The organism is Chryseobacterium sp. MA9 (assembly GCF_024399315.1).
Lineage (GTDB): Bacteria > Bacteroidota > Bacteroidia > Flavobacteriales > Weeksellaceae > Chryseobacterium.
Window position 1 is genome coordinate 448,214 of sequence record NZ_CP075170.1, and the last position, 19,116, is coordinate 467,329.

At 38.1% G+C, this 19,116-nt stretch carries 18 protein-coding genes; 11 read left to right on the forward strand and 7 right to left on the reverse strand.

Translation table 11 applies throughout. The features are described 5' to 3' along the window. Nucleotides 1–31: 31 nt before the first annotated feature. The 4 genes from KIK00_RS02010 to KIK00_RS02025 form a co-directional block, all read right to left on the reverse strand. Nucleotides 32–382, reverse strand: a complete 351-nt coding sequence (locus tag KIK00_RS02010) for a 4Fe-4S dicluster domain-containing protein (RefSeq protein ID WP_255814907.1) — start codon at nucleotides 380–382, stop codon at nucleotides 32–34. 207 nt (nucleotides 383–589) lie between these two features. Beyond that, nucleotides 590–1,174 (reverse strand): NADPH-dependent FMN reductase, encoded by a 585-nt coding sequence (locus KIK00_RS02015; protein ID WP_255814908.1) that lies wholly within the window; start codon nucleotides 1,172–1,174, stop codon nucleotides 590–592. 4 nt (nucleotides 1,175–1,178) lie between these two features. After that, nucleotides 1,179–1,679, reverse strand: a complete 501-nt coding sequence (locus KIK00_RS02020) for a DUF2480 family protein (RefSeq protein WP_255814909.1) — start codon at nucleotides 1,677–1,679, stop codon at nucleotides 1,179–1,181. Between the two features lie 23 nt (nucleotides 1,680–1,702). Beyond that, nucleotides 1,703–2,329 (reverse strand): superoxide dismutase, encoded by a 627-nt coding sequence (locus KIK00_RS02025; RefSeq protein WP_255814910.1) that lies wholly within the window; start codon nucleotides 2,327–2,329, stop codon nucleotides 1,703–1,705. A 194-nt stretch (nucleotides 2,330–2,523) separates the two neighbouring features. Here KIK00_RS02025 and KIK00_RS02030 point away from each other — a divergent pair, with 194 nt between their 5' ends. After that, nucleotides 2,524–3,141 (forward strand): metalloregulator ArsR/SmtB family transcription factor, encoded by a 618-nt coding sequence (locus KIK00_RS02030; RefSeq protein ID WP_255814911.1) that lies wholly within the window; start codon nucleotides 2,524–2,526, stop codon nucleotides 3,139–3,141. A gap of 39 nt (nucleotides 3,142–3,180) precedes the next feature. Then, nucleotides 3,181–3,831 carry a hexitol phosphatase HxpB gene (gene hxpB, locus KIK00_RS02035; RefSeq protein WP_255814912.1) on the forward strand — a complete coding sequence of 217 codons (651 nt, stop codon included), beginning with the start codon at nucleotides 3,181–3,183 and terminating at the stop codon, nucleotides 3,829–3,831. Nucleotides 3,832–3,933: 102 nt separating this feature from the next. Here hxpB and KIK00_RS02040 read toward each other — a convergent pair whose 3' ends face one another. Further along, nucleotides 3,934–4,560, reverse strand: coding sequence for an RNA polymerase sigma factor (locus tag KIK00_RS02040; RefSeq protein WP_255814913.1), 627 nt, complete (start codon nucleotides 4,558–4,560; stop codon nucleotides 3,934–3,936). A 241-nt stretch (nucleotides 4,561–4,801) separates the two neighbouring features. Here KIK00_RS02040 and KIK00_RS02045 point away from each other — a divergent pair, with 241 nt between their 5' ends. The 8 genes from KIK00_RS02045 (at nucleotide 4,802) to KIK00_RS02080 (ending at nucleotide 15,217) form a co-directional block, all read left to right on the forward strand. Then, entirely contained in the window at nucleotides 4,802–5,758 is a 957-nt protein-coding gene (locus KIK00_RS02045; RefSeq protein ID WP_255814914.1) for a FecR family protein, read from the forward strand. A 49-nt stretch (nucleotides 5,759–5,807) separates the two neighbouring features. Then, the gene (locus KIK00_RS02050; protein ID WP_255814915.1) at nucleotides 5,808–9,098 is read left to right on the forward strand and encodes a TonB-dependent receptor; all 3,291 of its coding nucleotides are present in this window, start codon (nucleotides 5,808–5,810) and stop codon (nucleotides 9,096–9,098) included. A gap of 314 nt (nucleotides 9,099–9,412) precedes the next feature. Further along, entirely contained in the window at nucleotides 9,413–10,705 is a 1,293-nt protein-coding gene (locus tag KIK00_RS02055) for a hypothetical protein (RefSeq protein WP_255814916.1), read from the forward strand. Between the two features lie 76 nt (nucleotides 10,706–10,781). Continuing rightward, a complete protein-coding gene (locus tag KIK00_RS02060) occupies nucleotides 10,782–11,705 on the forward strand; it encodes a T9SS-dependent choice-of-anchor J family protein (RefSeq protein ID WP_255814917.1) in 924 nt (307 codons plus the stop codon). 178 nt (nucleotides 11,706–11,883) lie between these two features. Next, the gene (locus KIK00_RS02065; RefSeq protein ID WP_255814918.1) at nucleotides 11,884–12,627 is read left to right on the forward strand and encodes a hypothetical protein; all 744 of its coding nucleotides are present in this window, start codon (nucleotides 11,884–11,886) and stop codon (nucleotides 12,625–12,627) included. A gap of 6 nt (nucleotides 12,628–12,633) precedes the next feature. Then, on the forward strand, nucleotides 12,634–13,971 hold the full coding sequence (locus tag KIK00_RS02070; RefSeq protein ID WP_255814919.1) for a S41 family peptidase: 1,338 nt from the start codon (nucleotides 12,634–12,636) through the stop codon (nucleotides 13,969–13,971). A gap of 174 nt (nucleotides 13,972–14,145) precedes the next feature. After that, the gene (locus tag KIK00_RS02075; protein ID WP_255814920.1) at nucleotides 14,146–14,415 is read left to right on the forward strand and encodes a hypothetical protein; all 270 of its coding nucleotides are present in this window, start codon (nucleotides 14,146–14,148) and stop codon (nucleotides 14,413–14,415) included. 79 nt (nucleotides 14,416–14,494) lie between these two features. Next, a complete protein-coding gene (locus tag KIK00_RS02080) occupies nucleotides 14,495–15,217 on the forward strand; it encodes a sterol desaturase family protein (RefSeq protein WP_255814921.1) in 723 nt (240 codons plus the stop codon). A gap of 10 nt (nucleotides 15,218–15,227) precedes the next feature. Here KIK00_RS02080 and KIK00_RS02085 read toward each other — a convergent pair whose 3' ends face one another. After that, the gene (locus tag KIK00_RS02085) at nucleotides 15,228–15,650 is read right to left on the reverse strand and encodes a MarR family winged helix-turn-helix transcriptional regulator (protein WP_255814922.1); all 423 of its coding nucleotides are present in this window, start codon (nucleotides 15,648–15,650) and stop codon (nucleotides 15,228–15,230) included. Nucleotides 15,651–15,701: 51 nt separating this feature from the next. Here KIK00_RS02085 and KIK00_RS02090 point away from each other — a divergent pair, with 51 nt between their 5' ends. Beyond that, the gene (locus KIK00_RS02090; RefSeq protein ID WP_255814923.1) at nucleotides 15,702–17,951 is read left to right on the forward strand and encodes an excinuclease ABC subunit UvrA; all 2,250 of its coding nucleotides are present in this window, start codon (nucleotides 15,702–15,704) and stop codon (nucleotides 17,949–17,951) included. Between the two features lie 129 nt (nucleotides 17,952–18,080). Here the strand turns inward: KIK00_RS02090 and KIK00_RS02095 are convergent, their stop codons facing one another. Then, nucleotides 18,081–19,115: a phytase gene (locus KIK00_RS02095; RefSeq protein ID WP_255814924.1), complete on the reverse strand. Its 1,035-nt coding sequence runs from the start codon at nucleotides 19,113–19,115 to the stop codon at nucleotides 18,081–18,083. Nucleotide 19,116: the final 1 nt, after the last annotated feature.

Here is a 19,116-nt window from a genome sequence, read left to right on the forward strand (position 1 = left end):
ATAATGTATCAGAGTGAACCGTTATATAAGCTCAGGCACTATGCATAAATCTCTGCCGTTCCAATAGTACTTCTTCCGTTTCCTGGTGATCAGGATCATCTATGCAGCAGTCTACCGGGCATACAGCCTTGCACTGAGGTTCTTCATGAAACCCCTTGCATTCCGTGCATTTTCCGGATACGATATAGTAAACCTCGTCTGAAACAGCTTCATTATAAGTATCAGCATCAGCTTCCGTCCCGTCCGGGAATGTTATATGACCTGAAAGTTTTGTTTTGTCTTTCCAGCGCCAGTCGATGGCCCCTTCGTAAATGGCTGAATTGGGACATTCAGGTTCGCAGGCCCCACAGTTGATACAGGCATCCGTTATTTTTATAGCCATATTGTGTATGTTTAGAGGGTTTTAAAAAAGGGATTTCTTTAACGTTGAACGGTTCGGAAATCCCTGCTAAACTTAATTACAGCAGTTCAACACTGTTCTTTGAAAATAAGCAGCATAAAGTGTGCTAATTTTTATTTTTAAATCACTAATCTGCAGCAATTTCTACCACAAGCTCATCTATCTGAGCTGTAAGGTGGATCTGGCAGGCTAATCCGCTGGTTCTATTAAATTTGAAGAATTCAGGCTTTCTATTTTTTTAGAGGTTGCGATGCTGATAAGTTTATCAAATTTACCGGAATAGAGTTCTGAAATTTCATTTGAATGTTCAGAATCAAATAACGATGATCTCACAATAGGAACACTGAATGGTAATGGCCACGCTCTTAGTGATTTGGCAATAGAATCCATGGTATTGATTCCCTGCATGGCCTGAAGTCCATCTGCCCAGCATACCAAGCCGACAGTTTTATCCGTGAGGTAAGGCTCATATCTGTTGGCGGTCACTTCAAGCCAATCCAGACAGTTTTTCATTACTCCCGGAATACTTCCATGGTAAAGCGGAGCCAGCCAGATATGCAGCTCAGCATCGGTGAACATCTGGGTCATGCGTTCTACTGCCAAAGGAGTTTTGGTAAGTGTGACATCAAATAGCGGAATGCCGGAATCAGCAAGGGTAAAAATATCAGTATGAATTCCACGTATTTTCAGACGTTCTGAAAAATAGTTGGAAATCAGTCCGGAAGTAGATTGTGTTCTTCTTTCCAGAGATCCATTGAATATGATTGCTTTCATTTTTTTATTGTTTAAAAATTACTTTGGGTAATCCTATCTCACCATACATCAGTGTCTTAACCAAAGGTTTCAGCAGTCCTGCAGCTAATAAATAGAGTGCGGGATCATGATTGGTACTTGCCCGGACGACCACTTTCTGATTTCTGTAATGTTTCAGGTCTGCATAAATGAGACGACGTTTCCAGAGATCGAGAAGAACCGTTTCTGCATTGTTCAAATCGGCATAAGAAGCATAAGGAGATAGTTTTTCCATGATCAGCATATAAGCCCAGGGCGGGATAATAGCATCCGTAGAACAGATGATTCCAACTGCTTTTTCGTTATAGACAGAAAAATCCACCGCAGCAATTGATTCTTTAAACTCTTTCTCCTTGACAATCATTCCCATGAAGAGATGGTCTTTGATATCCAGTTCCACAATTTCTGTTGTCGGTTTGTAATCTGAAAGATCTAGGGCAATGATACCTGAAGTTTTTGCTTTATTGATAAATGTTTCCTCAGTCATAGTTTATTTACATTCAGTGTTAATTATCTTACTTTTGACAAAGCCTCTTCATATTTTCTCTCCACAGAAGACCAATCAAGAACAGACCAGAAAGAATCCAGATAATCTGCTCTTTTATTCTGATAGTTCAGATAATAAGCATGTTCCCACACATCTATCCCAAGAATAGGGAAGCCTCTGTTCATCGAAAGAATATCCATCATAGGATTATCCTGATTAGGTGTGGAACTTATGGCCAGAGATCCATTGAATTTTACAAAAAGCCATACCCATCCAGACCCGAATTGTGACAAGCCTGTTTTTTTAATTTCTGCTTTAAGGCTCTCAAGACTTCCAAAAGTTGCGATTACAGCATCATTAAGTGCACCTTCGGGATTAAGTTTGGGCTGAGGTGAAAGAATTTCCCAGAATAATGAATGATTATAGTGTCCTCCGCCATTATTTCTTACAGCAGGGCTGTATTCACTTATCCTTTGCAATAAAGAATCAAGATCAGGATTGGTTTCATTGGTTTGTGCCAGCGCAGCATTCAGATTATCTACATAGGCCTGATGATGGCGCTGATGATGAATTGTCATTGTTTCTTGATCTATAAAAGGTTCCAAAGCATCATAAGCGTAAGGTAGCTGAGGCAATGTAAATGGGTTCATCGTATTTATTTTTTTGATTATTGTTAGACAAAGGTATAAATATATTTAAATAAAACAACTTTTGAGTTGTTTTATTGATTGTGTGGTTTGAAAAGATAACAGTTTGTAAATGTTTGATTTATCTATCTTTTTTGGAGGTTATAGAAAATTACTATATTTGTTGTTGAAAAATAAAACAACCTAAATATTGCCAAATGAAGAAACCGGCAGCGGATCGCATTCTGATGTTTTTAAAGATGAGAGGTGAGGTTACATCACTTCTTATTGCCGAAGAATTGTCGATTACCAAAGAAGGGGCAAGAAAACATTTATTGAATCTTGCTCAGGAAGGATTGATCCGGTCTTCGGTGAAGAGCGAAGGAGTGGGGCGTCCCTCTACTTACTATACCCTTACAGAAAAAGGATTGGCTCAGTTTCCTGATACCCATGCAGATGTAACCGTTCAGATTCTGAAATCAGTAAAAAACCTTTTGGGTGAAAACGCATTGGAATTATTAATCAGTGATCGTGAGAAGAATACTCATGAACGATACGAAAAAGTACTTTCTAAGGCAAAATCTTTGGAACAGCGCCTTGAATCCCTGGCAAAAATACGTAGTGCAGAAGGATATATGGCAGAATGGAAAAAAGAAGGGAAAGATTATTTTCTGATTGAAAACCATTGCCCGATATGTGCTGCGGCAACAGAATGTCAAGGGTTTTGCCGCGCAGAATTATCTAATTTTCAGTCGCTGATAGGGAAAGAATATAAGGTTGAAAGAATAGATCATATTATTTCCGGCGGTCAGCGCTGTGTCTATAAAATCAGTTAGTAATTCATCATTCATAACTTATAATTTATCATTCAAAAGATGGCTTTAAAAGCAGTAATATTTGACATGGATGGAGTTCTGATAGATTCAGAAAAATTCTGGACTCAGGCAGAGCTTGACGTATTTTCATCTTATGGAGTGCAGGTCACGGAGGATCTCGCAGCACAAACCAGATATATGACCACTCAGGAAGTAACAGAATTCTGGTATGAAAGATTTCCCTGGGAAAATTTTGATGCGTCTGATTTAGAAAATAAAGTAGTCACAAGAGTGATTGAAATGATACAAAACCAAGACTGTACGATGTCTGGAGTACAGGAGTTTATTAAAAATCTTAAGAATAAAGAATATAAAATAGGACTGGCGACCAATGCACCTTTGCGTGTAGCACATGTGGTTCTTGAAAAACTTCAGGTTCGTGATCTGTTTGATACCGTTCATTCATCTGAATTTGAAACGCATGGGAAACCTCATCCGGCTGTGTATCTTACTTCCGCAAAAAATCTGGGCGTTTCTCCCGAACACTGCATTGCGATTGAAGACAGCCATTCAGGATTAAAGGCAGCGAAAGGTGCTGGAATGCAGACCGTAATTTTCACTAATAATGATGAAAGCATACACTCGGATCTTGCCGATTTTAAAATATTGGATTTTAATACAGCATTTCTTCCGGTGTTTAGTGAAGAATGAGTGGTGAATAGTGAATCCGCTTCGCTGTGAATTTTGAATATAGACAAAAATTATTGACTACTGGCTGCGCAGCAAATTGACCATTGATAAAAACCTAACCCCTCAATACCTCATCAAAATCTCCATCAGTACTAGAATAGAGACCAGTTTTTTAGACGACTGATATTCAGGATTCAGTTGTTCGCGGATTTCCCCCAAAGCTTTGCTTAATTTATTACTTACCGTCTTATTGCTTATTCCTAATGCTTCTGCGGTTTCATTAACGGACATATTTTTCCGGATTCTCATATCATATACCTGTTGCTCCGTTGAAGGAAGCTGGGCAACCACTTCATCAATCATTAATAATAAACTATTGATTTCATTTTCTTCAAGGATCTCAAAATAATCTGTATCTGATATCTCAAATTCATTAGGGATGTCAAACTCATCAATACTCAGCGTGGGAGGGGCTTTTCTATAATTGTTATAAAAGTCAAGGATACGGTAATGAAGATGGCGGAGAAGGTAGCCTTTTGCACTTTCGGAGTCGTCAGTTTGTATCGTATCTGTATTCTCAAGGATCTTTATCCATAGGTTCTGAAGGATTTCCTCCGCGATTTCTTTATCCCGGGTCCGTACAAAAACAAAGCTATATAGACTATCCCAGTAACGGTCATACAGCAGCATAAATGCAGGGCGGTCGCCTGATTTTATTTTCTTTAATAATGTATAGTCTGTTGGGCTCATATTGTGTTACAAAATTACCTAAAGGAAAATTAACTTTTTGTGAACTTTGGGTAGGATAAGATTAAATATTTCTAAAAAAAGAGGGTTAAATAGGATGTTAATGTTTAGTAAATGTGAAAAACAACGAAAATTATTAACAATTTGGCTGTAATGTGAATATAACGTTAATAATGCCCTGGGGAAGTTTTTCATTTTCACTGTCTTATAGATAGAAGTATCTGTGAATACTATGAAAGACTTTATGAAAAAACATTTAACATATAAAAATATTGAAGCCTTTGTTTTCAGACTTTGGGAACGGGAAGTTTCTGATGACTCAATTTCTGAAAAGGAAAATGAACTTTTAACACAATGGAGAATCCAGACTGAAAAAGATCTGGATGCTGTTCATAGAAAAGAATCCAGAGAAAGAGTGTTATCCGGACTGGAACATTATTTTCCTCAAACAGATATTATTTCTATACATTCTGTAAAAAGACTTAAAACAAATCTATATAAAATTGCAGCGGTTATTATTCTGCTTTTGTCGTTGGGAGGTATTTTCACTTATACAATGTTCATTAAGCCTGATGTTTATCTTGCAAAATCAGAAAACCGTATTGTTCATCTTGAAGACGGATCTGTAGTTACTCTTTTACCAGGTGCTGAACTTACTGTTGAAAAATCATTTCCTGCCTCTACCAGGGTTGTGGATTTAAAAGGAGATGCCATTTTTTCCGTGGCTAAATCAAAAATACATCCTTTTGTAGTACGTGCTGACGGTTTCAGTACTAAAGTATTAGGAACGGTATTTAAGATCTCACAGTCCGGAAAGAAAAAAGCGGTTGATCTTTATGAAGGAAAGGTGGCTGTATCTTCTCCCGGAGTTCCGGTTTCTTTCCTTAAGCCTAATCAGAAATGGACAAATTTCGGAATTGCACATACTACAGCGATCATTTCAATAAGTCCGGTGAAAAATGCGGCCAGGAAAATTTCTGCAATACTGTCTTTAAGCTTTAATGATGTTCCTTTAAAAGAAGTGGTAGCTGTTCTTGAGAGTAATTATAACACAAAAGTATTATATCCTAAAGATGCTGAAGACAAGAAGATCACTGCTGACTTTACCGGAGGAACAGTCGGAGAAAATATTGAATCACTGGCTTTCATCCTGGGGTTGGAAGTACAGAAAAAAGAAAACACCTATATCCTAAAGAAATAAAACATTACACAAAAAATTAAATAATCATAATCAAGAGAACACTTTAAGTATGAAAAGTTTGAAATGTGGGATTACCATAGCAGCCTTATTTTTTACTGTAGCTGTAGAAGCACAGGAGCTGGTTCAGAAAGTAACATTTTCTGTACCTGCCAACAGACCGTTGATTGAAGTTTTGGAGGAATTTGCCGGAAAAACGGGGATGAGACTGGCTTATTCCAAGGTAGATATTAAAGAGCTGAAGGTAAAAGGAGTGAAATGTGAAAATACATCCGTTAATGACTGTCTGAAAGATATTACCAATGGACTTCCCGTTGTGTACCGTCTGCTTGGTGATCTTATTTCTATAAAATATGAAAGTTCTAATATCTCTGTACCGGGAAACGGACGTATTTCCGGTAAAATAGTGGACGAGGTAGGAAATCCTATTGCCGGAGCAGAAATTAATATTGCCCAGAAAACTGTAGTAACAGATAATAACGGAGATTTTACAGTAGATCTTCCCTCAGGAACTTATAATCTAACGATAAAAGCTCCAAAATACAATACGCTGAGAGTTGAAAAATTATCTGTAATCAATAAAGAAACCAACTCCGTATCATTTGCCCTGAATAAAGCTTCTGATAAAATTACAGATATTAAAGAAGTTGTGATTACGGCAGCGCGTAAAGCAGATACTCAGGCAGGACTTCTTGCTCAACAGAAAAAAGCGGCACAGATGAGTGACGGTATTTCAGCAGAACAGATTTCTAAAACACCGGACAGCGATGTAGGAGGAACTCTGAAAAGAGTAACGGGAATTACCACTATTGATAATAAATATGTAGTCGTACGGTCTATGGGCGAACGCTGGAATACCGCAGCCATGGACGGAATTAATCTCCCAAGTACGGAGGCATATAATCAGAATTTCTCATTTGATATCATTCCTACTGCCATGGTGGAGAGTGTAGTGGTGAGTAAATCTGCAACACCTGATATGAATGCCAGCTTTGCAGGAGGCTATGTGGAAGTGAGAACCAAAGATATTCCCAATGAAAATTTTACAACCGTAACAATGGGAACTTCCTATAACGATCAGTCAGCATTTAAAGAGTTCCTGACACGTAAGCGGGGAAAGTATGATTATTTCGGATATGATGACGGGACAAGGGATTTTCCCAAAGGACTTGAAGCGGTAAACTGGACGGATCCGAAATTTTTTGAACAGTCCAAACAATTTACCAATGACAATTTCAGCACCTATAAAACCAGAGGTGACATGGGATCCAATATACAGCTGGCATTAGGAAGAACATATGCGCTTAAAAACAATAATAAATGGGGATTTGCCGGAGCATTTGTTATCAGAAATGAACAGAATAAACTGGATATAGACCATACGGGAAGAGGAAACTGGCTGGATACTACAGGAATGCCGGATGCAAACGGGCAGATTCCGTTTTACAACTTCAAAAACAGCGGGGCTTCCTACAACTATAATTCCACGTTGGCAGGGATGCTTAATTTCGGCCTGCAGTTGGGTAAAAACAGAATTTCATTCCGGAATTCCTACACCCATATTTTTGATAATACTTTGACAAGGGTAACCGGATGGAATGAATACTCAACCGGGAGCGGAATGGCTGCCAATGCAGAATTAGCCTATAATTATTTTTATAACGGAATTATACCCAATAATGACCCGGCTCAGATCAAAACCTTAGATAAACCTTATACTGATAATACCAACTATCCAATTTTTCAGACCCTTTTACAAAATAAAATTGAAGGAAATCATAAAATAGGAAACACAGAAATCAGCTGGTTTGGGGCCCGTACAGGAGTTTCTTCCGATACCAAAGATTATACACAGTATATTACCCGGTATGACTTTATTGGAAATGAAATCTTAACCTTTCATAAGATCTACAATTCCGGAGCAGATTTTTACAGAGGATATATTGAAAACAAAGAAACAGATTACAACTATGGCGCTTCTGTGAAATGGGATATGGATGCAGGAAGTTTTAAGAACACTATTAAAACCGGATATGCCGGAGCTATAAAAAACAATACCAATCAACAGCAGAAGTTTTTCCTTCGTGTTGATGAAAACCGGGACGTTCCGAATAGCGAGAAGAACTATTTGACGATGTATGGTTCACTTGCTGACTGGTTTAATGGTTCCCATTATGTTCCGGGTGGTATTGGTTGGGAAACCAAGGCATTGTACAAAAATGACAAGTATGAAGGAGAAGTCAATCAGCATGCTGTGTATGTTATGTTTGACAACCGTTGGAAGAATAAATTGAGACTTGTCTGGGGGCTGCGTGCAGAATATTTTAAATACGACATGATTTCCCAGCAGCTGGATGCTTCTGACTCCAAATACATCACGAGAACAGCTATAGATGATAAACCATGGCAGTGGATGCCTTCTGTGAATTTTACGTACAGCCCTACCAATAAGATCAACCTGAGGCTTGCCTACAACAAATCTGTAATACGTCCTCAGTTCAATGAAAGAACAGGACTTCCATATTTTGATCCCATTGCCAATGGGTTAATTTACAATACGGAATTGAGTTCATCAGTGATTAATAATTATGATTTTAAGTTTGAATGGTTTCCGGGATTGGGAGAGATATTTTCTGCAGGACTGTATTATAAAAATATTGACAGACCTATCGAACGTGAAGGTCATATTTCCAGTGAAGGAAACCTTTTCCTGTATAATGGGAATTCAAAAAATGCAAAGCTTTTGGGAGTTGAGGCAGAAGTAAGAAAGAATCTTGGTTTTATTGCTGACGGAACTTTTCTGGAAAAACTTTTCATAAGCGGAAACTTTACTTATAACCATACGAAAGTAGTTGCCTTTAAAGACCTGTACAAAACAGGTGATAATGATGAAACCTATGAAGTGAAACGCCCGCTTTACGGCCAGACACCCTATGCTTATAACCTTGGATTGACCTATGATGGAGACCGTTTAGGACTTAGTTTTTTGTATAACGCGAAGGGAGACCAGTACATCACAGTAGGATACGCTTATAAAGGTGAAGAAATCCAACGTCCTTATGCAGTGGCAGATGCTCAGATCTCCTATAAATTTCTACGTAATAAAAACTTTGAAGTGAAATTTAATGTAAGAAACCTCTTCAACAGGGTAAAGGAATATTATAACAACTTCAATTCTTATCTGGCTGCAAAAGATGGAGGAGGAAGTAATGTGGGAACAGAAAGGGAAGGCTGGGAACTTCTTCCGGGAGCAACAGACAGGTATGATAAAAATATTGACAAGATTATGTTTCGGGCTTACAGCGGAAGAATGTTCAGCCTAAGCGTGAATTATACTTTTTAAAAAATAAATGCACCAAACACCATAATTATAAAAAAGAGCTCAAGATAGCATCGTACAGGTTTCGGTAACCTGATCAAAAACTGGAAAAATACTGATGATGCGCACAGCAGTACCGGTTCAGAAAAAAACCGAGCGTTAATGGCTTTTCCCGGGTATTAACGGTTTCTATGGGAACTTCCCCAATGCAGCTCCTCCTGCAGTGACGGATGAATTCTAAAAACCAAATCGAAGGAATAGAGAGGCAGATATTCCTGAATATTAAAAAACTGATCTGGTATAAAATAACACGACCGGATTTATTAAAAATTATAACAATGAAAAGACTAACTCTAATTGCAGTGGCAGCATTATCTCTTACAGCTTGTCAAAACGATCAACTGGCGGATTCATCATCTCCATTCGAAATGAAATCTACTTCTGCTGAGTACCTTACAGCTTCGGCTCTTCCGGTAACCAGCGTAAGTGGTGCTATTACTTCAAATACTACATGGAGCGGTGTAGTTGAATTAGATGGAGTTGTAACGGTAAAAAATGGTGCTACACTAACAATCCAACCGGGTACATTCATTAAAGCTAAGCCAAACACAAGCAATACTGCTACAGGAGTTTTGGTAATTGCTAAAACAGGAAAAATTAACGCAGCAGGTACTGAAGCGCAGCCAATCATCTTCACAAGCTACAAATTGCTGGATGGAAATGAAGATACAACTGCTGCTCCTGGTGATTTTGGAGGAGTTATCATATTAGGAGATGCTCCTACCAACACTCCGTTCACAAAAACAATTGAAGGACTATCTGGTCCGGATTTCTATTACGGTGGTACTAATGCTTCTCACAACGGTGGAACATTGAAGTATGTGCGTATTGAGTTTGCAGGATTCGATCTTTTAGCTCCGAATTCAGGAAACGAAATCAATGGTCTTACTTTAGGTGGAGTAGGAAACGGAACTACTTTGGATCATATTCAGGTATCTTTCGGGAAAGATGACTCTTTTGAATTCTTCGGTGGTACTGTAAACGCTTCAAACCTTGTTTCTTTCGCTGCGGATGATGATAACTTCGATTTCGATAACGGATATACAGGAACTATTACTTGTGCTCTTGCTTTGGCAGATTACAACTCTACACACAGTCTTAGCGGATCAAGCCCGGATTCTAACGGTATCGAGCTTGATAACAACGCAGACGGTTCTTCTACATCATTGTTAACTCATCCGGTTATCAACAACCTTACTATCGTTGGTTCTAAGAACTCTACTAAAGGTGCTTTGTATGAAAACGGAATCCACATCAGAAGACACGGAAGATTAACATTAAATAACGCTGTAGTTACAGGATACCCTGTGGGAATCAAAGTAGAAGGTACAGGTTCTGAACTTTCTTCAGCTTCAGCATACAACACTATCCAGATTCACGGATTTACTACTTCAGTTACGGGTACAGGAACAGCAGGAATACCTGCAGCTAACCTACAGACAGGAACTCCTGCAGCTCTATGGGGTATGAGTCAGCCTTTCTTCAACGAAGGTGGTTGGAATGTATCTCCAAGAAACTGTGGAAACTTCCAGGGACTTTGGACAAAATACAATTTCTCAATTGTAGAATAATAAAAACTTTAAAAAAGCAGGGAACAGCACATGCTGATTCCTTGCTTTTACTTCAAAAACCTTAATATTCAGCATTATGAAAAAAATAATTTTATCATCTGTTCTGTTTTTATCTCACCTGGCTGCAGCACAGTCTCTGGTATGGGGAAATTCTTTTGATACTCCTGCTGACCTTCAGGGATGGACTTTCCATGATTTGAACAACAATGGCAACGGATGGGTACAGGGACAGAACATCTATCACAACGGAACATCCTTAGTGTATGGAACTGCCGGCGTTCTTCGTCACTCTATAAGTTTGGTTCCAAGTGGAAGTGCTACAGGGTTTGGGACAGAAAGTGACTGGATTATTTCTCCTCAGATTGATCTTACAAATACTGCAGGAACTGTTACTTTGGCCGCCTATATCGGGAGACAGAGATCTACTCATACTATTGTTGCCAGAGAGCTTTTTATCTATGTAAGCACACCGCAGAAAGAAGTTCCTGAGTTATCAGACTTCCAGGCAATGACTGTAGATGCAAGTGGAAATGATGTTCAGAGTATTTATAGAATACAGGTAGGTGATTCAGCCAATCCTTTTCCGGCTGATCTTACGCAGTTTGTAGAGTCTCTTGTAGATCTTTCTGCTTTTGCAGGGAAGAAAATCTATATAGGAATGTGGTCAAACAGAAAAACAAGCGGAAATAATGTCCAGAATATCAATATTGATGAAATGGGAATCTACGCTACTTCATTTTTGGGAACTAAGGATGTAAAAAGAAACAAAATTGTAACACAAATAGCAGAAAATCCGGTAAAAGAATCTTTACAGCTGCAGCTTAACCCGGCATTGAAAGAAAATATGACGGTGGTAACCATTTATAACGCAGCAGGACAAAAAGTACTTACCGCTCAGTATTCCAAAGCGATTAATACAGCAGGGCTTACATCTGGAGCTTATATAGCAGAAATCACAGATGGAAAGACTACGGAAAGGTTGAAGTTTATTAAAAAATAATCCTTCTTCCTTAGAAACTGATTCTAGAAACACCATGAATTTTTAATATAAAAGAATGGATAGTATTTGATAAAGGCTATCCAGAACATATCCAACTAGTTTTTTTATAATTATATATTGCCCTGCTCTTGGGTAGGGCAATATTTTTTAAGTTTTACAATGAAATAATTGAAGAAAGATGAATAGAATCTTCGCATTACTACTATTATTTACTGCACTGCTTTCATGCACAGACAGTAACACGATGGAGTTGTATGATAAAGTACAGAAACCCGGAGAGGTTAATGTCAAAGGATTTTCCAAGCCTGATATCCTTCAGCTGAGATTCAACGGAGCTCCCGTATCCATTGATGGAAAAACGTCCTATACCAATAAAATAGAAACCCAGCTTCAGTTTGTCCTGGATCAGGGAGAAACCAACAAGCTGTCTGTATATAATAATGAAACAGGAACTGAAATTGCAAAATACAATATTACTTATGACAATATAAATGATTATAAAAACTTATACTTTTTCAATCTTCCGGGGATTTATCTGCAGACTTATGCTGTAAAACCTCAGGTTAATCTTGGGAAAGTAGGGTTTGAATTTATTTTCCCCAACCTGGGCGAACTTTCAGGGACTTCACTGGAAAATGTAAAAGGTGTTCTGAAAAGAGAAAATGGAGTAGTTCTGGCAGAATTTGACAATATCGGGAAAGACAACTTTACCGCAGTGAAAATCTATAGTTTTTTCAGTTCTACAGCTCCAATATATCTGGAATTGTATAAACCGGGAACTACAGAACCTTATGCCGGATCTAAAATGATTCAAGTGAAATTGAAACAGCATACGGGTGCAAACATGATCGTTCTTCAGGAAAAAATGGAAAATGGGGAATGGGTTGTAAAAGGAGATATTGATGTAGCAGAATATCTGTAATTGTATATGAAAAACTTTTTAAAACTTCAACTGATTGCGCTGGTAGTCCTTCTCATTTCGTGCACAAATAATGACGAAAGCGCACCCGTTTTCCCGGAGGGAAGTACAGAATCTGTGAATCTCTGGGTTCAGGACAGTATGAAACGGTATTATTACTGGGCAGATCAGATGCCTGAAAAACCTGATTACAGGCTTCCTGTAAAGGATTTTTTTAAAAGCCTTCTGTCTTCCCAGGACCGCTTTTCTTTCATGGTGAACACTGAGGATTCTTCCAGCTATCCACGCTCCATAAGGAATATGTACGGTTTCGATTATACAGTTGTAAAGCTTGCCAGCAACCAGGTCATTACAGTCGTTAAGTTGGTTCTTCAAAATTCTCCGGCCTTCAATGCAGGCCTGGAACGGGGAATGATTATTACCAAAATCAATGGAAAAGTTATTACGGCAGCAAATGCTGAATCAATGGCCTCCTCTATTAAAGACCAGACCGTTGTAGACCTTACTGTAGGAAAGTGGCAGAGCGGAACAGTTACTGATGAAAAAAATATTACGGTTTACTATGGTTTTTCTTTTGAGCAGCCCATCTTATCTAAAGTCTTCGAGAAAAATGGTAAAAAAGTAGGATATCTTTATATTTATGATTTCCCGGACGGAATGACACAAATCCTGAACCAAAGATTTGCAGAATTGAAGGCTGCCGGAGTACAGGAACTGATTCTTGATCTCCGCTACAACTATGGAGGTTCGGTGTCGTCTGCAGCGGCTCTTTGCTCACTGATTCCTTCAGGATTGTCATCTGACTCGCCATTCATCATTTTTAAAGGAAATAAAAACGGAGGGGAAGTAAAAAGAACATTTGCCCAGCAGATCGCATATGATCCCAAAGCTCTTGATTTTAACACTTTGCGTGCCAATGCATTGGGGTTACAGAAAGTATTTATTCTCACATCGAATAGTACAGCATCTGCGGCGGAAATTGTCATCAATAATCTGAAGCCGTTTATGCAGGTTATTCAGATTGGAGATACTACTTTAGGTAAAGATATGGCCGGATTTGTAGTGGAAGACAAGCGAAAACCAAGAAAAATTTCCTGGCAGATCCATCCGGTGATTTATAAAGTATTCAATGCTAATGGAACCGGAGAATACAGCAATGGAATTTCTCCACTGGTCATCGTCAACGAATATGCAGGACTTCCGTTATTACCTTTGGGTGATCCTAATGAAACTCTTATTTCTTCTGCTCTTAACGGGGGGTATTTCAAATCTGCAGGTCAGGAAAAGAATGGAGGGGCTAAGATCTTATTTCAGAGTGATGTACCTCCAATTGTGGCAGGAAAGTAATTTTAAGTGAAAGTGTGAAAAAAACAAAATAGCAAAAATCAAAAGAGCTAATTTGCTGAATTTTAATAATGAAAAATAAAAAATAAGATATCGAATAGTAAAAGTAAAATTTATAAAAGCCTTTGCGCCAGTTTGCTTTCAATCTATTCAATAAATCAATAAAATAATAAAATCATGCAGGGAATAGAACCGAAACTTCACATGAACCTGACCAGCCGTATTGAATATTACCGTCTGCTGATAGAAGCTGCAGAAGATCCTGAAAGTCACCCTTCGGATGTGGCTACACAGATTTCAGAACTGGGTCATCTGTATGAAGAATATCTGCTTAATAAAAAGAATCTGGAGAACAGCATCAAAAACTATCGGCAATATCATAATGATTTACGGAAAAACCTTACCGTAAGACTTCGGGAGCTCAGAAGAAAGGCAAGACAGAAATAGTATCTAAAATCTACTTTATCAACCGATTTTACTGTGAAATTCATACCTTTATGACATCAAGTTGAAGGACGACAGGTTTATGAATTTTAATCAAACGGAACTTTCCGGCTATTTGCATCTATTCTGGCAGTTTTCCTGGCCGCAATGGATTATATTCAGCATTATCATTAACAGTTTTCTGTATCTGTTTTCTATAGGTTTATATATTTTTATTGAAAAAACCTGTCGTAAAAGTCAGCTGCAGGAACAAAATCACCCTGTCACCAGAGCTGATTTCTACCTCAGCCTTCTTACCATAATCTGTAACAGCTTTGTCATGTTGCTGGGAGCTTTTTTGTGGAAGAACGGATGGCTTGTACTGGGACAAGGTCAATCTGTGACTGGGATAATAGCAGAAGTAGTAGCCTTGCTTCTTTTGATGGACCTTCTGATGTATTTCTTTCATTTTGCAGCTCATTTACCGTTCATCTATAAAATCCTGCATGGAAAACACCATGAGCATGTTAGTACCAATTTTTTGAGCCTTTTTGTTTTGCATCCTTTTGAAACCATAGGATTTGGCTTGATGATGCTTGTTTTGCTCATAAGCTATGATTTTTCTGTAATTTCTATTTCAGTTTACCTTATGCTGAATCTTATCTGGGGAACGATAGGACATTTGAACAGAGAATTTTTTCCTGCTTCCTTTGACCGTTTTTTTGTGGGGACAACAAGGTTTCATAATCTGCACCATTTGGATGAAAGTAAAAACTTCGGGTTTTATACTTCTATCTGGGATAGATTATTTGGTACGTATAAATAACAGATTGGGATTACAGTTTTAGATGATTCAGCACTTTCTCCAGCAGATAATTAAAATTTTTCAATTCTTCAGAGGTAAGTATAGAAGCTGTCTGGTGAGTAATAGCCTTACGGAAAGTTTCCGAATTATCTATAATAAACCTTCCTTTATCCGTTACTGAAAGATTGAATTTCCTGTGATCTGTTTTTTCCTGTTCCCGGATAATGAAATCATGACTGATTAGAAATTTTAACTGTTTTGAAATGGCTGCCTGGCTGATGTTGAAAGCTACTGATATTTCCCTTCCTGTTGCTGTTCCTTTTCTCATGATAAATTCAATAATATTATAATGAGCTGCGGTTACTCCATTAATATCACCCCGGTTCATATGAGCCAGAATAAGACACTGAAAATCAGTAAATGTGTTAAAAAACTCTTTTTCAATAGGTTTCATGAGAATTATACTTAACTTAGTTAATTATTAACAAAGTTAAGCATTTTTAATATGGAAAATATAGAAATTACCAATGCCCGACAGAATAATCTCAAAAATATTTCCATAAAAATTCCAAAATACAAGATTGTAGTCTTTACTGGAGTATCAGGATCAGGGAAATCATCATTGGTTTTTGAAACCATTGGGGCTGAAGCCCAGAGGCAGATTAATGAAACCCAAAACAGTTTTATCAGAAACCGTTTGCAGCATTATGGTCTGCCGGATGTAGATAAAATTGAAAATCTTAATGTTCCTATCATTATCAATCAAAAACGACTGGGTGGAAATGCCAGATCTACCGTGGGAACAGCAGCGGATGTATCTGCTTCTTTAAGGCTTTTGTTTTCGAGGATGGGAGAGCCGTTTGTAGGATACTCTAATGTATTCTCATTTAACCATCCTCAAGGAATGTGTCCTGAATGTGAGGGATTAGGCTTTGTTCAGACCTTAAACGTAAATGTCTTAATTGATCGTGAAAAATCTCTGCATGAAGGAGCCGTCAGATTTCCGACTTTTCAGCCGGGGGGATGGCGTTTAACAAGATATACGCTATCCGGTTATTTTGATAATGAAAAAAAACTGAAAGATTTCACTGCTAAAGAATGGGAGACTTTACTGTATGCGCCTGAACATAAACCCAGACATCCGCATAAAGACTGGGGCAAAACTGTAAAATACGAAGGAATTGTTCCAAGGATTGAAAAAGCGTTTCTGAAAAAAGATTCTAAGGAAAATATAACAAGAAAGGATGCTTTGAATCATATTGTTATCACCAAAACCTGCCCGTCATGCCAGGGAAAACGGCTGAATGAAAAAATCTTATCCTGTAAAATTCAGGGAATGAATATCGCAGACTGTATGGCACTTTCTGTAGATGAACTGCTGGAATTTATTACCTCTCTGGATTCAGGGACATATGAAGTTGTCATCAAAGAGCTTTCCGCAAAACTGCAGAATATCATAACGATCGGATTGCAGTATCTGACATTGGACAGAAGTACCAACACACTTTCCGGAGGAGAGTCTCAGCGTATAAAAATGGTAAGAAGCCTTGGAAATAGCCTGATAGATCTTTTATATATCTTTGATGAACCCAGTATTGGACTTCATCCGAAAGATCTGCAGAATATTGTAACGATTATACAGCAGATCAGAGACAAAGGAAATTCTGTTTTAATAGTAGAACATGATCCGGATCTGATTAAAATGGCAGACCGAATTATTGATATAGGCCCTGGTTCAGGAAGGAATGGTGGAGAAGTGATATATAACGGAACATTTAAAAATTTAAAAAACTCGACAGGTAAAACAGGTTCTTATTTTGCAGAGAAACCAGTTATAAAACAAAAATTCAGAAAACCAACAGGCTTTTTGGAGATTAAAAATGCTACAAAATATAATCTTAAAAATGTAACTGTGAATATTCCAACAGGGGTAATGACAGTAGTTACCGGAGTAGCAGGATCAGGAAAAAGTACACTTATCAACCGCATCTTACCCGACATTTATCCGGATGTGACGGTTATAGATCAATCTCTGTTTGCCGCCAGTGCCCGTTCCAATTTGCTGACCTATCTGGGAATATCAGATACTGTCCGCAAGCTGTTTGCACACAGTAATCATACTTCAGAAAAGCTGTTCAGCAGAAATAGTGAAGGTGCCTGCAAAAACTGTAAAGGATTGGGAATAGAAAAGATTGATCTTGCTTTTATGGATGATATTGAACAACCTTGCGAAGTTTGCAGAGGCTCGGGGTTTGATCCTGATGTGTTACAATATACATACAATGGAAAAACGATTGTAGAAGTCATGGATATGACAATTTCTGAGGCAGTCTCTTTTTTTGAAGAAAAATCTGTTCTCAAAAACTTTGATCTGCTGATACAGTTAGGCCTTGATTATCTGACATTAGGACAAAGACTGGATAGCTTTTCCGGAGGTGAAAGACAGCGCCTGAAACTTACAAGAGAACTGAAAAATACTCATCAGACCATTATTCTGGATGAACCCAGTACAGGATTGCACCCAAGTGATACCCAAAAACTGCTGACTTTTTTTAATGGGCTTGTAGATCAGAATAATACGCTTATTGTTATCGAGCATAACCTTGACATTATTGCACAGGCAGACTGGATTATTGATATGGGGCCTGGCGCAGGAAAGTTTGGCGGTGAAGTATTGTTTGAAGGAACTCCGATAGATCTGTTAAAAAACAAAATATCATATACAGCAGAATTTCTGAAGAAACATGTTCAGTAACATAAAAGAATGAAAAGTATTAAGTTGAACTCCACTCATGAGATTGCTTCACCTATGGTTTGCAATGACAATACAGTTCAACTTAATACTCTTACAACCTTGTCAACCTTAATGGTTCAAAGATTATTTTTATTTAGCGGCTTTCACAGCTGATTTAATTGCTTTCTCAACAATTCTCCAGTCATAAAAGTGAAATACTCTGCCATTACTCATCGCAACGAAGACACCTTTAGGAAATTTTGGACCTAAATTAACATTCGTCACTTCAGAACCATCACTTTCCAGCGTAGAAACAGGAATTTCTGCAATTCTTCCTTTGGACTGATCTTCTCTTAAATAGACATTGAATGTGTCATTCTGCTGATTTGAAACCAGAATATATCCTTTTCCTTCAGCAGTAGGATAAATGGAAATTCCTTCCACATCAGATTTAAAATCTCCTTTTCCGAAAACCGATAATTCTTCATTTCCTTTTTTCGGATCTGCATAATATTTATGAACTCCGAACTGCTCATCAGAATAGTAGATATAGCCCATTTCATCATCTACAGCAATACTTTCAATCTCTTTCAGTCCACTGTATTTCCCGAATTTACGAACAACTTCTCCTGTGATGGATCCGTTCTTCTCAGTCAGTTTATACTGCCAAAGGTAGCCGTCAGCCGGGCCGGATTTTCTTCCGACAATCACAAATATATTTCCTGTTTCCGGGTTTTTATACAGAGAAACTCCCATCGGACCCCGTTCTGATTCTCCTTCAAATACAGCGATTTCTCCCATTTCTTTCAGTTCAGGAAGCGAGTATAATTTTACTTTGTTGGTTTCCCTTTCAGTTACCGCTGCGATATCTGTTTTCTTTCCATTTAAAATAAAACCATATTCAAGATCAACGTTATTGGGACGTTTCAATCCTAAAACTTTATGGGTAATCTTTCCGTTAAGGTCAAAGGCATACAGTCCGCCATCTGTGTCTTTATCGGTTCCGATGATGATACTTTTTGAAGCATCCTGAGGATTGATCCATATGGCGGGATCATCAGTATCATGAACCACTGTTTCTGTAATAACAGCTGGTTTTAATTTTTCTGCTAATTCTTTCTGCCCTGTACAGTTGATCACAAAAGGAAGAACTGTAAGAGCCAATATATAATGCGTGTTTTTCATG